Below are 14,659 nucleotides of genomic sequence, written 5' to 3'. Positions count from 1 at the left end.
GGTCACCAGGGCAGGATGCCGCCGGTTGAGAAAAACCCTGCGGTCGACACCTTCGGCTGGGTGGCAAGACGGACGGTTTCCGCAGCCCCTTCTGCAAGGGTCTGGTAGCCCTGATGGTTGTTCATGTCGGTGCGGGTAAAGCCGGGGTCGACCGCGTTAACCGAGATGCCGTCGGATTCGAGCTCGACGGCGAGCTGGACGGTGAGCATGTTGAGGGCAGCTTTCGAGATGGCGTAGCCGGCAAGACGCACAGCGGCAAACTCGGATTTCGGGTCAGCGGCCTCGCCGATGGACCCCAACGCACTCGAGAGATTGATGATGCGCGCGCTCTTTGCCGCCCGAAGCAGGGGCAGCATCGCGCGGGTGACGGCAAGGGTGCCGAGCACGTTGGTGTCGAACATCCGGCGTGCCGCCCCGGGGTCCATCGTGCTCGCCGGTCCGTCACCGTCATCCGCAATCGCTGCATTGTTGACGAGGACATCGAGCCTGCCATAGGTCGTCTGTATCCAGCGTGCGGCGGCAAGATGGGTCTGTGCGTCATCGAGGTCGAGATGGGCGACCGGGACGGAAATGCCGTCGGCAGCCAGGGTCAGGGCGGCATGGTTTCCGCGCACGACGTCCCGAGCGCCAAGAATGACCGTGTGGCCGAGCTTTGAGAGCTGGCGGACGACTTCAAGGCCGATGCTGCGGTTTGCACCGGTGACCAGGGAGATGGGGGAGTTCGTGTTTGACATCGGGGGTCCGGGGCGCAAGGGAGGAGGAATGGCTCAGGGAATGAGCCGCGCGTCGCGCAGGCGCTGGAGATGACCGAGGTAGCTCTGGTGCGTGTCGATGCATTCACCAAACCCGGCCTGACGAATCTTCACCGTGCTCTGGACGAGGTCAAAGCCGACGTTGACGATGCCCTGGACGAAGGGCCATGCCGCAATCTCGCTCCACGACGTCGGGACAAGGCCGTGGCGTTTCACAATGGCGTCCCAGACAGGCCCCTTGTCGGCCATGTATTCGGCAAGCGGGATGGGTTGTGGTTCCTCAACCGGGATGTCGAAGAATCGGGCGAGGTCCGCCCAGAGGTGCTTCCAGCGGTAGTGGTCACCGTTGGTGACGTTGAACACCTCGTCTCGTGCCGCATCACTTTCCAGAGCCCAGAGCGTCGCACGCCCGAGGAGGTCGGCATCGGTGACCTGGTGGAGCGCGGACCACGCCTGGGGCGAGCCCGGAAAACGGAACGGCACGCCGAACTCCTTGCAGACGGCCGCATACGTTGCGATGCCGGTGAGGATGTTCATCGGCGACCCGAGGCTCGGACCGATGATCCCGTCTGGCCGCAGGATGGTCCAGGTCGCCCCGTTTTGCGCCGCCCACGCGCGAAGCGCGTCTTCCTGCGCCTCATAAAACTGCGGCGGGAGGTGGCGCGGGTCTGATTCCTTTGCGGGGGTCTTGTAGGGGCCAAGGTGTGCGCCATAGGACTTGCCGCCGCCCATCAACACCACGCGCCCGACCTTTGCGCCGCTCCGGGCGAGGGCATTGAGGGTGTTTTCGAGCATCCGGACATTCGGCGCGACCGTCTCGGCGGCCGAGCGACCCTCCAGGTAGGCACAGAACGCAACATCCGTGACACCGGAGAGATCGGCGAACGCCGCGTGGGTGGCATCAGCGTCCAGGAGGTCGACGCGGACGTGCTCCGGCGGCGTGCGTCCACCGAGCAGGGCGTCCGGCGCAGGCCGGCGGCCTGCCGTGACCGGGACAAACGAGGGGTGCGCGAGCGCGGCTTCAACGACGCCAGTGCCAGAGACGCCATAGCCGCCGGTGACAAGGACTTTGCGCAGGGATTGGGACATGGATTTTGGCCTTTGAGGCAGGGGAGAGAGCGAGCGCCAAAATGGTGACACACTTCAAATACCAAAGCATTGACCGTGCCGCCGCTGGAAGCCGATGTCACTCCGATGGCGCGGCGCAGAGGATCTCGCTGATGATGGTCGCTGCAATCTGCCGGGGGCCCTGGACTGCGGGTGCCTTGACGCCGGCGGGCAGGTGCAGCGCGTCAATGGCCGCCCTGGAGTAGCCGGCCGCAGCCAGCCGTGTGCGACGAAGACCGGTTTTATGACGGCTGCCAAGGGCGCCTGCGGCAAAGGCCCCGTGCTCGATGGCGCGGCTGAGTGCCACGTCGTCCTGGTCGTCATCGTGGGTAAAGGTGTACACCGCCGTGCGCCGGTCTATCCGGCAAGCGGCGAGTGCCGGGGCAAGCTGGCCGCCGTGATAAGCGGCGAGGGAGATGCCCGGTGGGGGGACGGCGGGACCATTGGGCCGCACAAGCACGGCCTCCATGCCGACGGCGACGGCCTGCATCAAGACGGCGAGTGCGACGGGGTCACTGCCGACGACGACGAGGCGAAGGGGCGGCGCCACCACTTTCGCAAACCAGCCACCGGGCGCGCGGTGCGCACCATCTCGCACCGACCACGCCCCCGTTGCCCTGTCGGTCATGACGGTCACGGTGCGGCGCGTTGTACGGGCGCGTCGCAGCTCGGCGAGAAAAGCATCCGGGAGGTGGAGAGGCCGGACGAGAACATGGATGCGGCCGCCGCAAGTGAGCTGGAGGTCGATGACCGGGCTCCCGGCGCCGTAGTCGAGCAACACCGGCACGCCCGATTCCATGCTGTCCAGGGCCGCATGCACGACAGCCGCCTCAACGCACCCGCCCGAGACATAACCCGCACACTCCCCGTTTGACGCGATGGCCATCTCGCTGCCCACAGGACGGGGCGAGGTGCCTTCGATTTTCACAAGTGTTGCGAGGGCGATGTCCAGACCGGCCGCCTGCCAGCGGTCGATGGCGGGCAGGAGGTCATCCTCCATTCCGTACCATGGCCAATCAGGCATGGGCACAAGCGGGGCCGGTCTACCGTCCACGGGAGAACTCCTGGCCCGGTGGTGGCAGCCGGCGGTGCATGGTCAGAATTCGACCCACTCGTTTTTCCGCTCAGTCGTCGTAACCGCCGGCCGGGCGGACGTCGGCGCAGGCGCGGGTGCTTTTGCTGCACGCTCCTTTGCAACGTGGCCCCGGACGGAGAAGAACGACACCTGCTGGAGAAGCCGTGCCGCAAGCTCCGCCGTTGCGCGGCTTGCCGCGCTCGCTTCCTCGACGAGCGCGGCGTTCTGCTGCGTGACGTCGTCGAGGGTGAGGACCGCATTGTTGACCTGGTTGATGCCGGCCGACTGCTCTTCCGATGCGGCGGCAATCTCCTCGACAATCGCGCTGACCTCACGGCTGCCATGGGCGATGCCTTCGAGCGCCTCATTGGTGCGCGCGACGAGTGCCGCACCATCGGCGACCTTTCCGACCGTGTCATTGACCAGCGTCTTGATTTCCCGCGCGGCGGTGCCGCTCCGCTGGGCAAGCGAGCGAACCTCGGCTGCAACCACCGCAAAGCCGCGTCCCTGGTCGCCAGCGCGGGCCGCCTCGACGGCTGCGTTCAGGGCGAGGAGGTTGGTCTGGAACGCAATCTCATCGATGAGGACCACAATCTCGCCAATCTGCTGGCTCGCCGAGGTAATCGCCGCCATGGCCTCGGTGGCCTCGGCAGACACCGTCCTGCCGCTGGTGGAGGTGTCGAGGAGGCGGCGCGACAGGTCCCTTGCGCGGGCAGCCCCCTCGGCATTCTGGCGAACGGTTGCTGCCAGCTCCTCCATCGATGCAGCGGTTTCTTCCAGGGAACTTGCCTGCTCCTGGGTGCGCTGGGACAAGTCCTCGTTGCCCTGCGAGATGTCGGATGCTGCCCCGGAAACGTCTTCGGCAATCGAACGGATATCGGAGACGATGCCGGCAAGCTTGCCGTCCATCCGGGAGAGCGTCTGGAGGGTCTCGGCGAGCTCATCGGACCCGTTCGCATCAACCTCGTTGCCAAGGTGACCGTCGTTGATGGACGTGGCAAGTTGGCGGGCGCGGGTGAGGGGACGGACGATGGAGCGGGTCAGAACGAGTGCGACGATGAGAAGGCCGATGGCGCAGACGACCAGGACCGAGATGCATGCAGTGCGGGTCCTTGCATAACCTGCCGTGGCTTCGGCATACGAATCCGCTGCCTGCGCCTCGTTGATGCGGATGAGGGCATCAATCGCATCGGCCGCCTTGTCGAGGGCATCGGCGGTGCTGCCAAGATGGATGGCGCGAGCGTCTTCCGTGTTGCCCTTGTCGAGCACGCGTGCTTCCTGCATAGCCAGTTCGGTCGCTTTTGCCCTGAGCGAGATGTAGGCGTCGGCCGCCTTGCGCTCTTCATCAGAGCTCAAGAGCGCCGGGTAGTAGCGGTTCCATTCGGATTGCTCTGCGGCAACGTCCTTGCCAATGCGGTCGACAAAGCCGCGTGCAGTGGGGTCCGCGAATCCACGGTTCAGGGCAAGGCGCTCATCAATGAGCTGCTGGCGGGCAGCGACGACATGTACGATGGACAACAGGTTGGACTGGTAGATGTCTTCCGCCGAGCCGAAGGTTCTTGCCACGCCGATGATGCCGGTGATGCCGACAACGAGCGCCGCAAGCAGGGCGACGCCCATTGCTGCGAGTATCTTGATGCGAACCGTGATGCGCATGACGTTTCCCCTTTTGAAACGTACGTGTCCAGGCCACCGGCCAGAGCGCCGTCGGCGGTACTTCGCCGAATCAGGCGTCCGGTGCTGGCTTGGGAAAGGTGGCGCCCGGTGAAGTGGCCCATGGCCCCTGCACCGGTCGGTTTTGATAGCTGGCCGGAGCGGACGTCAGATGCCCTGGAGTGCCGAGACGAGTTCTTCCGTCGACAGGATGGCGTGGGCGTACATCGGCGCATTGATCTTCGCTGCCAGCATGCCGTCTTTGCTGAATGCGGCCGTCGCGTCGGTGACCAGGGTCACGTGGTAGCCAAGCTCCATGCCGAACCGTGCCGTCGATTCAATGCAGCTGTTGGCGATGAGACCGACGAGGATGATGCGCTGGATGCCGTGCTGCTTGAGGAGGTGGTCGAGGTCGGTGTTGGCAAAGCCGCTCTGTGCCCAGTGCTCCTTGACGATGATGTCGCCGTCCTTCGGGCCGAACTCGGGGTGAAACTCACCGCCCCAGCTGCCGACCTCGAAGGCCTTGTTCGGCAGACCGGCCTTCTGGAACATGTTGAGATGCTGCCAGTGGTCAAAATCGCCCGGATGCGAGCGGTGGTGGGGGACGATGAAGACCTTGATGTCTTTTTCGCGGACCAGGGGAATGATCTTCCGCAGGTTGTCGAACAGGCCGGCTTCCGTGGCGGTTTCCTTGATGGCATTGAACAGCTTGCCACCCTCGCTCATGAAGTCGTTGTACGGGTCGACAATCAGAAGGGCGGTGCGGTCTGCCTTGTATGCGGTGTCAGTCATGGTCTTGTTTCCGGTGGATGGGGCAGGCTGGCCCGTGAACGTTGGATGCAACGACCCGCTGCGGCGACGTAACGGTCGCTTCAGTCCAGTTATGGGTTGTCGCTTTGGTAAGTGAAGCGACTATATCTTGCGGTGTCAAGAAACTGTGTGAAGCGCCACAGAAAAACCGTCCGGGACGACGGGATTAGCCAAGGCGGGGCAGCTTTTTTCATGCGCCCGCTGCAGGCAGGGGCGCTGCAATGGTTTGGTCCAATTCGGCACCGGCCTGCAAGGTACGATGAGAAAGAGCAGGGCCCGTCCGTCCGGTCCTTGGCCAACCCGCATCCACATCCAGGAGACTCCCAATGCCCCAATCTCCCCCAACGCCGCGTCGCGCGCTCATCATTGGTGCCAGTCGGGGCCTTGGCCTCGGGTTGACCGCACGGTTTCTCGAACGCGGCTGGTCCATTGTCGCCACCGAGCGCGAGGGCCGGCCGAGCAAGGGGCTCGGCGCGTTGCTGGTCGCCGAAGTGCCCCTTTCCATTGAGCAAGTCGACATCGACGACGAGGCCCAGATCCTCTCCCTGCGCACGCGGCTCGCAGGCGAGCGGTTCGGCCTGGTCTTTGTCAACGCAGGCATCCTCAGCGACCCGGCACTGCCCTATGCAGAGCAGGTCTTGCAGGTGATGCGGACCAATGTTGCTGGTGCGATGCGGGCGGTGGAGGTGTTTTCGGATCTCGTGGTCCGGGACGGGGCCCTTGCCGTGATGTCCTCCGGCCTTGGCAGCATCTCCGGGAATGTTATGGGCGGGTGGGAGCCGTACCGCTCGAGCAAGGCCGCGCTCAACCAGTCACTTCGAAGCTTTGCCGCCGAGCATCCCGACATGGGGTATGCACTCAGCGCCGTGGCACCAGGGTGGGTGCGCACCGAGATGGGCGGGCCGGACGCGGCGCTTGATGTTGAAACAAGCACCTCGGGCATTGCAAAGGTCATTGAAGGACGGCTTGGCGACCGAGGGCTTCGCTTTGTAAACCACCAGGGTGCTGACGTCGTCTGGTAGACCCTTGAAGCGTCCGGGACAACATGCCCCGGACTGGCATCCATCAGGGAATGGCGGTCCAGATGACCTTGCCCTGGTAGACGATTGCCGCCTTGCCGTCGTTTCTCATGTCGAGCCAGGCGCCCGGATGGCCCGCCGTGTTGCTTGCCCAGCGCGGCGTCCCGTCGGTCGCATATTCGACGAGGTTGCCGTCCCCCTGCATCACCACCGTTGCCACCGGCTGGCCGCCAGTACCGCTCGAATAAAGCGGCGTATCGCCCCGGAAGACCACAAGGTCGCCGTTCTTTTCAAGGCTCGCATGCACGAGCTGGCTGCAGGAGAACAGGGGTTTGCCCGGGTTGATGACCCCATTGGGGCCGAGAACGCCACAGGAGGGTGCGGGGTCGAGCGGGCCCGGGTCGCTCGGGACCGTGTCGGTGAGCGGGTCTTCCCCTCGCAGCACGCGTCCGGCGTTCCAGGCGAGGCGCAAATACCAGTCGGACGGCAGCTGATAGCCATCGGCATCAAGGTTGAGCCACGTGCCCTGGTCTGGCGCCTGGCTTGCGTTCTCGGCAACCTTCAGGATGGACGTGCCCTCATTGACCTCGTCGAACATCGCAATCTTGATGACCTTCGCACCGACGCTCTTGGCCGTATAGAGCTGGTGCCAGAAGAAATCCCCGCCATTTCGCGCCGCGCCCTGCCCGACGACATCATTGCTGTCGCGGCCGGCGACACCGGGTTCGATGACCGGCATGTAAATTTGCCCGTTGGCTTCGGTGGCCTTGATCTCGGGGATGAACTTGTTGGTCTTCCACCAGTCGATGTTGTCCCTGTTGCTCAACGCGCCGACGGTCCACGGCTGGATGATGTCGGCTTCCTTCAACACCTCCCCCCAGGCAGGGTCCCCGCCGTTGTCCGGCGCATCGTAGTTGTTGGCCACGCCGGCCATGACTTCGACGTGGGCGACGGTCTTGAACCAGTGGATGATGCGCCCGGCAAGTGCTGCCCGCTTCGGTCGGCTGTCGTCGTTGCTGAAGCCAAGCCCCCAGAGTGAGACAAGCGGCTTGCCGACCTCACGTTGATAGGCTGGAGAGTCGGTGACGTGCACGTCGTTGACCAGATGCAGCCAGTCATTGGTGATGTCGGCAACCACCTGGTCATCCGGGACGACATCGTAGTAGTCGCCGTGGGAGAGATCGTATTCGATGGCGAACGTTCGCCCGTTTTCCTCAGCCGCCTTCATGGCATGCCGGACGATCGCCTCATTTTCCGTGATGAGGTCCGGTATGGTGCCGGTGAAGCGCTGGAGCAGCGCGCCATCGATGCCGTACTCGCGCATCCAGCGGAAATGGATGTCGGCCGTCTCCTGGGGGAATGACGAGAAGAAGTAGGCAGGCTGGCCGCCGATGGTCAGGGTATCGACCTTGCAGCGGGCCGGCCCGGTCCATTCGGTGGTGATGGGATAGTTGGAGATATAGAGGTTCTTGCCATTGGGCTGACCCTCCGCCAGATGGCTCCAGCTGCCCGAGGGGCTGCCGTCGCCCGGGCAGCGGAACCATCCCTGGTAGCCGACGAGGATGTGGCCCGTGATGGTGCTCGCGTCAGCGGGAGCCTGCTGCGCGTGGAGGGCACCGCCACCCATGGTCAACAGAATGGCGCTGGCGAGCCTTGCAGCTGTGCGGCGCGGCGAGCGCCGGTGCGGAAGGGTATGCATGCGAATCCTTGGGGTTGGTTGAGGGAGGCGCAGCCGACGCCCGACGGCCTTCAGGACGCGGAGCACCGCTGCCGCAGCATCGTCCCCGAAAAGAATTGCGACAACCGTGCACAAGAGCACAAGAACGTCATAGGCTTCAGAAAGCAAAGCATGTATACATGCCGCTTCCAAACCACCGTCTTCCCGTCATGGACAAGCCAATCCCGCGCCGACCCTCCACACGGTTTGAGGCCGCCCGCGCAGGTGCGTTTGGCGTCCTCGGCTGCATCAACCCTGTCTTGCGGGCCGCTGGAGGGACGGGCATGTGTTGCAAGGCGGCGCAGGATGCCGGAGACCGCATGGACGTCATCCGCCGTGCCTTCGACTTCGACGCGAGGACCTGTGAGCAATCGGAGGGCGAGTTGCCAAAACAGCAGGTTTACGCGGCCGGGAGCGGCCTCACGGCATTTTATCCCATCGACATTCCCGGGCCTGGCCTTGACGCATGGTCGGAATGTTTCCTCGACGCCCTCATTGGCATCGCCGACGCCCAGGCTGCAAGTCTCCTCCTGCATGGGGAGGTGCTGTCGGGGGTGTTGGGGTTGAGCGGCGAGGCGACCTGCGGTGCGGTTGGCGCCAATGCCGGTCTGACGAAAGGCACCAATCCCGGGCTCCCCGTGTTTGCCATCGACGCGGCGCTCCTTGCCCATGCAGATGCCCATGCAATCCTTCGCGGCCATGCGCACGAGCTCAACCCGGTTGCCTCCCTGGTCCGCACCTTCAGTGGCCAGGTCCGTGGCCAGCCCGTCAGTTTCTCCCACCTCGATTACATGCGCGTGTGTATGGAGACGGTCGACTGGCCGGATTCCGGGGCGCGCCTTGCTGCCTTTGAGGCTGCACCGCCCGGACCCATGCGCCGCGCCATCGTCGAGGCGGGTTACCAGGCCAGCGTGCGCCAATGGCTCTTGGCCCACGCGGCGCGCATCACCATGGCCTTCTCACAGGCATCCGTGGTTGAGCGCGAAGCCATCGAATGGCTGGCCGGGTATCACAACGTCACGGTGAAGGAATGGGGCGGTGACGCGCTCTGCCTGTGCATTCTTGACCCCGAGGCAGAGCCCACCCGCCCCCCATTGTCCAACGAGGAGTAACCATGAAAATTTTCGTGACCGGAACGTCAGGCTACATCGGCGGGTCCGTTGCCAAGGTTCTTGTCGATGCGGGCCACGAGGTCCGGGGCCTTGTGCGGCGGCGGGAGAGTGTCGGATCGCACCGTCAGGCGGGCATTGAGCCGGTTGTTGGCAGTCTTGACGACGCCGAGCTCCTCGGCAGCATCGCCAACTGGGCGGATGTGACGGTCAATGCGGCAAGTTCCGATCATTTCTGGGCCGCCCACGCCTTGATTGAGTCCCTGTCGGGCACCGGCAAGACGCTCATCCACACGAGTGGCTCGAGCATTGTGGGGGATGACGCCGCCGGCATGTATGCGTCAACGGTGGTTCATGCCGACGACATGCCCTTCGAGATGATGCTCAACCGCTCCCCGCGCAATGAAATCGACCGCCTTGTGCGCAGTGCCGGCATTCACCGGGGCATCCGCACGGCCGTCATCTGCCCGACGATGGTCTACGGGCGGGGCCTGTTCGAGAAAGCCGACAGCGACCAGATCCCGAAACTGCAAAAGAAATCCGCCCAAGCCGGTGCCGGCGTCTACATCGGCGAGGGCAAGAACATCTGGTCGAATGTGCATATCAGGGACCTCGCCGAGCTCTATGTCCTCGCCATCGAGCGGGCGCCATCGGCATCGTTTTACTTTGCCGAAAGCGGTGAGCTTGCCCTGCGCGACGTTGCCGGTGCCGTGAGCGTTTCATTGGGCCTCGGCGGGAACACGCAGAGCTGGAGCGTGGACGATGCGGTCGCCGAGTTGGGACTTTGGCCGCGCATTGCCCTCGGCACCAATTCCCGCGTGCGCGCGACCAATGCAAGGCGTGCGCTCGGCTGGGTTCCGACCCAGCCAGGGCTGATTGAGACGGTGTCGAACAACCTCTGACAAGGCGGGCCCTCACGCGGCCCGCGTTTCCCCGGGACGATGCCCGAAGCAGGCCTTGAAGGCGCGACTGAATGCGGCATCGGACGAATAGCCCACGCGCTGGGCAACGTCACTGATTCGCGCGTTTCCCGTCTTCAGCATCTCCGCTGCAAGGTGCAACCGCCACCGGGCGAGGTACCGCAGCGGTGACTCGCCCACGACCGATGTGAAGCGCTCGGCGAAGGCCGAGCGCGACATCGAAGCGGCCCCGGCAAGTTCCGCCACGGTCCACCGACGAAGCGGGGCGTTGTGGATGGCGGCAAGGGCATGGCCGACCCGCTCGTCCGTCAGTCCGGCAAGCCGGCCGAAGCGGCCGTCCCCGACCGTCGCCCATGTGCGAAGCGCGCGGATGACCAGCAGGTCGATGAGGCGCGAGACCATCAGGCGTGACCCGGGTTCCCCGTGGGAAGACTCCTCAAGCAAAAAGTGCGTCAGCGCCATCAGCCAGTCCGGCATTGCCCCGTTCGCAGCAACGTGGACTCGTCGGGGAAGCGCGGCGAGCACCGGGGGCAGGGCATTGCCTTCGAAGCGGTAGAGCCCCTCGACGTACCGGACTGAAGGGGGCGTGGAGGGGTCATCGGCCAGCGCAGTGAGCTGATGCGCGGGCCCTCGCGGCAGCAGCACGAGGTCTCCCGTGCCCATCGTCAAGGCATCGCATCCGGCGATGGCAAGCGTGCAGCGGCCATCGGCGATGAAGTAAAACCGCCCCGGTCCGGTCGGAACCTGACGTGTCTGTCCCGGGGCGAGGGTGCCCGTAAACACGGCCTCCCCCGTCAGGCGCACCCATGTGAGCGCCTGCGACAGAACGTCCAATGCACCATCCCCACGATTTGTGGACGACGAGGCAAAAAGCGCGGCGTTTGGGTCATTTTTTGTCGACTGCATCCTACCCACCTCTTGGGTGTCCAACCAACCGAGACACCATCATGAACAAGCTTGCTTCAATTGTTGCACTCTCTGCCATGGTCGCTGCTGGCGGCGCCGAAGCTGCCACCAAGCCGACGATCGCGCTCGTCCACGGCGCGTTCGAAAACGCCCAGGTGTGGCAGGGCGTCACCGCCCAGCTCAAGGCGGATGGCTACACGGTGATTGCCCCGAACCTGCCGGGACGGCCGGGCAATCCGTTGTCCCCGGACAAGGTCAGCCTTGATCTCTACCGCGACACCGTCATCAAGGCCATCGACCAGAGCAAGGCGCCGGTGGTGCTCGTCGGCCACAGCTTTGGTGGCATTGTCATCTCCGACGTTGCCGAGGCGGCCCCGAAGAAGGTGCGCACGCTCGTTTACCTTGCCGCCTACCTGCCGAAAGATGGCGAGTCCCTCATGAGCCTCGCGCAGACCGACGCAGACGCGAAAATCGGGCCGCATCTGGTCATTGACAAGGAACATGGTGTCGCGTCCATCGAACGTTCGGCACGCGCCGACCTGTTCGCCAACGATGCGCCTGACGCCGTCAAGCAGATGATCCCCGACCAGATCATCGACGAGCCGCTTGCACCGCTGGCCACGCCGGTCAAGCTCACGGCCGCAAATTTCGGCTCGGTCAACAAGGTCTATGTGCACACCAGCCTCGACCAGGTTGTGAGCCCGTCCCTGCAGGCGCGCATGGTTGCCGCAACCCCCGTGCGCTCCGAGACCACGCTCAAGACCGGCCACACGCCGTTCATCACGGACGTCAAGGGCCTGGCGAAGGCGATTGAAGACGCCGCTGTGCAGAAGTAATCCAACGGGCGGGACGGGCCAGCGCCCGTCCCGCCAGAGGCTTTGAGATGTCGATCAACAAATCCGCAAGACCCCTCGACGGGCTCGAGAAGGCGTTCTGGCTCCTCGACCAGCATCGTCCCACCCACTTCGTCATGGCAGGCGATGTGCGCGGCAAGACAACCGCTGACGAATGGATTGAAGCGCTCGACCTGACGGGGCGTCAGCTGCCCCAGCTCGCGCGACGGATTGCAACCGTCGAAGGGCAGCCGGCTTTCGTTCCCACCGACCCGCACGGTATCCCCGTGCAGGTGGTGGACGGTGAGGCCGGTGACTGGAAGGCGCATGCCGAAGCGGAGCTCTCCTCGCGCTTTGACACCGAAAATGAGCCCCTTGTCCGTGCGCGTCTGCTGCATGGACGACACCGCTCCGTGCTCTTGCTGGTTTTCCACCACACGATTGCCGATGGTCCGTCTGCGGTCTGGTTGCTTCGTGACATTCTCCATCGCGTGGCGGGCAAGCGCGTGGTTGCCAGTGACGAAATGCGCTCGCTTGAACAAATCGTCGACGACGGCGGCTTTGAGGGCCTTGACATCCCCGATCTGTTTACCGACGGGACAAGGGCGCCGCCGGGATTCCGCTCGCCGGCGAAAGACAAGGCCTCCGTGTCCAACGCGATGCTCGATGACGCGTCGACCGCCGTGCTTCGCGAGCGCGCCCGGTCGGAGGGAACCACCGTGCACGGCGCGCTCGCCGCCGCTGCCATGCGGGCCCTCGCGTCGCTGTCTGGAGCAGATGGCCACCCGCCACGCGTCTTTTCGCCCATTGACGCACGGCGACGGGTGATGGACGGCGCCGAGCACCTGGCGGTCCACGTCAACGCGCTCACGGTAAGGCCGGACAGGGTTGCAGACGATTTCTGGGATGACGCCCGGCGATTTGGCGGGGCAGTCGGCCGCTTCAACCAGACGGAAATCCTCGCCACCGGCATACGCGCTGTGCGCGAGGCGGTCATGCCGGTGTCTGACCCTGTGGAGATGGCGGCCGGCTGGGCGTTCGTCTACGGCGCAGAGATCCTCCTGACAAACCTTGGGGTGGTCGACATGCCCCGCCGTTACGGCGAGCTTGCCCTCGATGCCGTGTGGGGACCGATGGTGTCGACCGGCATTGAAGGGGAGCAGACGCTCTCGGCCCTCGGCTTCGATGACAGGCTGCATCTTGTCCATACGAGTTTCGAGCCGGCGTTTGGTTTTCTCGATGGTGTCGTCAGGGAGCTGCAACAGGCCACCGGCGAATGAACAAAGGAGGCCCCTCGGTGGGGCCTCCGAGCCATGCGGCAAAGGGGTGTTTACGGGACGATGTCGCCGATGTCGCGGCCGAGGTTGTACTCGAGCTCACTTTTGGTCTGCAGACCCTTTTCCATCAGCTGGCGCGTGACGGAGCCGAACTGCGGGTGGGCGGTTGCGCCCCAGAAGGCGTCCGAATGCAGCGGATACTCGCTGTCGGGCAGGCGCGTGTACTTGTTGATGTAATCCTTGATTTCGGAGATGACGCGGCGGTCCCACTTCGATACACGGGTCGCCCATGCATCGACAAACGCCTCGAACTCGGCGTCAGGGATGGCACGGTTGATGTAGCCGTACTTCTCGGCGAGCGGAGCAGGGTAGTCCTCGCCGCTGAGGAGGATCTCAAACGAGCGTGCGCGGCCAACGAGTGCCGGAAGGCGGCCGGGTGCGCCGCCACCGGGCAGCGCGGTGAAGCCCACTTCCATCTGGCCGAGGATGGCCTTCTCGAGGCTGCCGAATCGGATGTCGGCCGCAAGCGCAAACTCGCTGCCGGCACCACGGGCAATGCCGCGAATGGCGGCAACGGACACGGCGTGGATATGCGACAGGCGCACCGTCACGTCGACCCAGGCGGCATAGCCCGTCTTGCTTGGGAGGGCCTCGGTCGCCTTGTGGTCGGCGGCAAGGTCGTAGTGGGCGAGGTAAAAGTCCGGGTCGGCGCTGTCGAAGACGACCACGTTGACGGTCTGGTTGGATTCGAGTTCGGTCAGGAGCTCCTTGAGCTCCTTGATCATCTTCGTGCCGATGACGTTGACCGGCGGATTGTTGAACGTGACCTTCCAGTACTGCGGGGTCACGGCGGTGACCGTCAGGTGCTCGGGTTTGAACGTGTCGAGAAACATGGGTGTCTCCTGCCAGGCACGGCCATGGGCCGGCCTGGCGTGTTGGGGAAGGGGCAGTCGGCCGGTCAGGCCAGCCGGCTCTCTTACGGCAGGAGCGTTGCGGTCATGCCAAGGTCGAGCTTGAGCAGGAGCGCGATGGTGCACGTCGTGCGTGCCCGCTCGACGCAGTAGTCGAACTTGTCCTTGGGGATACCCGGGACCTTCGCCTCGGTCGTCACGGCGGCGCCGAGAATGGCCGGGTGGCCATTCTCGCCATAGCCGAGCTCCACGGTCACCGACGTGTGGATGCTGTCGGCCTCAAAGCCAATCATGCCGAAGTTGTTGGCAAGCGCCTGGTTGAAGCAACCTGCCTGGGCGGTGGCGAGAAGCTCCTCGGGGCTGCCGCCGGGCGTCCCTTCAAAACGGCTCGAGAAGCTGTAGGGTTTGTCCTTGAACGTGTCGGTGGTCGTCGACAGGGTGCCTTTGCCCTGCTTCCAGTTGCCCTGCCAGGTGGAAATGCCGGTGGCCTTCATGGTGTCACTCCGGGTTGTGGATTGCCCTCAGGCTAGGCCGGTGGTCGCTTTGTTTATTGCAGCAGACTGAGGCGGA

14 protein-coding genes are annotated in these 14,659 nt (G+C 64.5%); 5 read left to right on the top strand and 9 right to left on the bottom strand.

The annotated features are described in order from the left end of the window. Positions 1–2: 2 nt before the first annotated feature. The 5 genes from ABIE56_RS01575 to ABIE56_RS01555 all read right to left on the bottom strand — a co-directional run bounded on the left by ABIE56_RS01575 (position 3) and on the right by ABIE56_RS01555 (position 5,379). Entirely contained in the window at positions 3–734 is a 732-nt protein-coding gene (locus tag ABIE56_RS01575; protein WP_429242081.1) for an SDR family oxidoreductase, read from the bottom strand. Between the two features lie 33 nt (positions 735–767). Next, positions 768–1,841, bottom strand: a complete 1,074-nt coding sequence (locus ABIE56_RS01570) for an SDR family oxidoreductase (protein ID WP_429242080.1) — start codon at positions 1,839–1,841, stop codon at positions 768–770. 97 nt (positions 1,842–1,938) lie between these two features. After that, positions 1,939–2,883, bottom strand: coding sequence for an XdhC family protein (locus ABIE56_RS01565; RefSeq protein ID WP_429242079.1), 945 nt, complete (start codon positions 2,881–2,883; stop codon positions 1,939–1,941). A gap of 72 nt (positions 2,884–2,955) precedes the next feature. Then, entirely contained in the window at positions 2,956–4,590 is a 1,635-nt protein-coding gene (locus ABIE56_RS01560) for a methyl-accepting chemotaxis protein (RefSeq protein WP_429242078.1), read from the bottom strand. Between the two features lie 165 nt (positions 4,591–4,755). Beyond that, on the bottom strand, positions 4,756–5,379 hold the full coding sequence (locus ABIE56_RS01555; protein WP_429242077.1) for an isochorismatase family cysteine hydrolase: 624 nt from the start codon (positions 5,377–5,379) through the stop codon (positions 4,756–4,758). A 344-nt stretch (positions 5,380–5,723) separates the two neighbouring features. On the opposite strand from ABIE56_RS01555, the gene ABIE56_RS01550 reads away from it, so the two are divergent. Then, positions 5,724–6,419: an SDR family NAD(P)-dependent oxidoreductase gene (locus ABIE56_RS01550; protein WP_429242076.1), complete on the top strand. Its 696-nt coding sequence runs from the start codon at positions 5,724–5,726 to the stop codon at positions 6,417–6,419. A gap of 43 nt (positions 6,420–6,462) precedes the next feature. Here ABIE56_RS01550 and ABIE56_RS01545 read toward each other — a convergent pair whose 3' ends face one another. Then, positions 6,463–8,115, bottom strand: a complete 1,653-nt coding sequence (locus ABIE56_RS01545; RefSeq protein WP_429242075.1) for a hypothetical protein — start codon at positions 8,113–8,115, stop codon at positions 6,463–6,465. A 338-nt stretch (positions 8,116–8,453) separates the two neighbouring features. Between ABIE56_RS01545 and ABIE56_RS01540 the strand changes: the two genes are divergently transcribed. After that, a complete protein-coding gene (locus tag ABIE56_RS01540; protein WP_429242074.1) occupies positions 8,454–9,245 on the top strand; it encodes a hypothetical protein in 792 nt (263 codons plus the stop codon). Between the two features lie 2 nt (positions 9,246–9,247). After that, complete coding sequence (locus tag ABIE56_RS01535; RefSeq protein ID WP_429242073.1) at positions 9,248–10,144, top strand: NAD-dependent epimerase/dehydratase family protein; 897 nt, start codon at positions 9,248–9,250, stop codon at positions 10,142–10,144. Between the two features lie 12 nt (positions 10,145–10,156). Here the strand turns inward: ABIE56_RS01535 and ABIE56_RS01530 are convergent, their stop codons facing one another. Continuing rightward, positions 10,157–10,996, bottom strand: coding sequence for an AraC family transcriptional regulator (locus ABIE56_RS01530; RefSeq protein WP_429242072.1), 840 nt, complete (start codon positions 10,994–10,996; stop codon positions 10,157–10,159). A 113-nt stretch (positions 10,997–11,109) separates the two neighbouring features. Between ABIE56_RS01530 and ABIE56_RS01525 the strand changes: the two genes are divergently transcribed. Continuing rightward, positions 11,110–11,904, top strand: coding sequence for an alpha/beta fold hydrolase (locus tag ABIE56_RS01525; RefSeq protein ID WP_429242071.1), 795 nt, complete (start codon positions 11,110–11,112; stop codon positions 11,902–11,904). Between the two features lie 47 nt (positions 11,905–11,951). After that, positions 11,952–13,181: a phthiocerol/phthiodiolone dimycocerosyl transferase family protein gene (locus ABIE56_RS01520; RefSeq protein WP_429242070.1), complete on the top strand. Its 1,230-nt coding sequence runs from the start codon at positions 11,952–11,954 to the stop codon at positions 13,179–13,181. Positions 13,182–13,231: 50 nt separating this feature from the next. Here the strand turns inward: ABIE56_RS01520 and ABIE56_RS01515 are convergent, their stop codons facing one another. Both ABIE56_RS01515 and ABIE56_RS01510 read right to left on the bottom strand, forming a co-directional pair. Continuing rightward, entirely contained in the window at positions 13,232–14,071 is an 840-nt protein-coding gene (locus tag ABIE56_RS01515; RefSeq protein ID WP_429242069.1) for an enoyl-CoA hydratase/isomerase family protein, read from the bottom strand. Positions 14,072–14,154: 83 nt separating this feature from the next. Then, positions 14,155–14,583 (bottom strand): OsmC family peroxiredoxin, encoded by a 429-nt coding sequence (locus ABIE56_RS01510; protein WP_429242068.1) that lies wholly within the window; start codon positions 14,581–14,583, stop codon positions 14,155–14,157. Positions 14,584–14,659 lie beyond the last annotated feature (76 nt).

Origin of the sequence: Luteibacter sp. 621, assembly GCF_050435445.1 — a bacterium.
Lineage (GTDB): Bacteria > Pseudomonadota > Gammaproteobacteria > Xanthomonadales > Rhodanobacteraceae > Luteibacter.
Note: the sequence above shows the minus strand (reverse complement) of the source record. Positions and strands in the feature narration are given on the sequence as shown.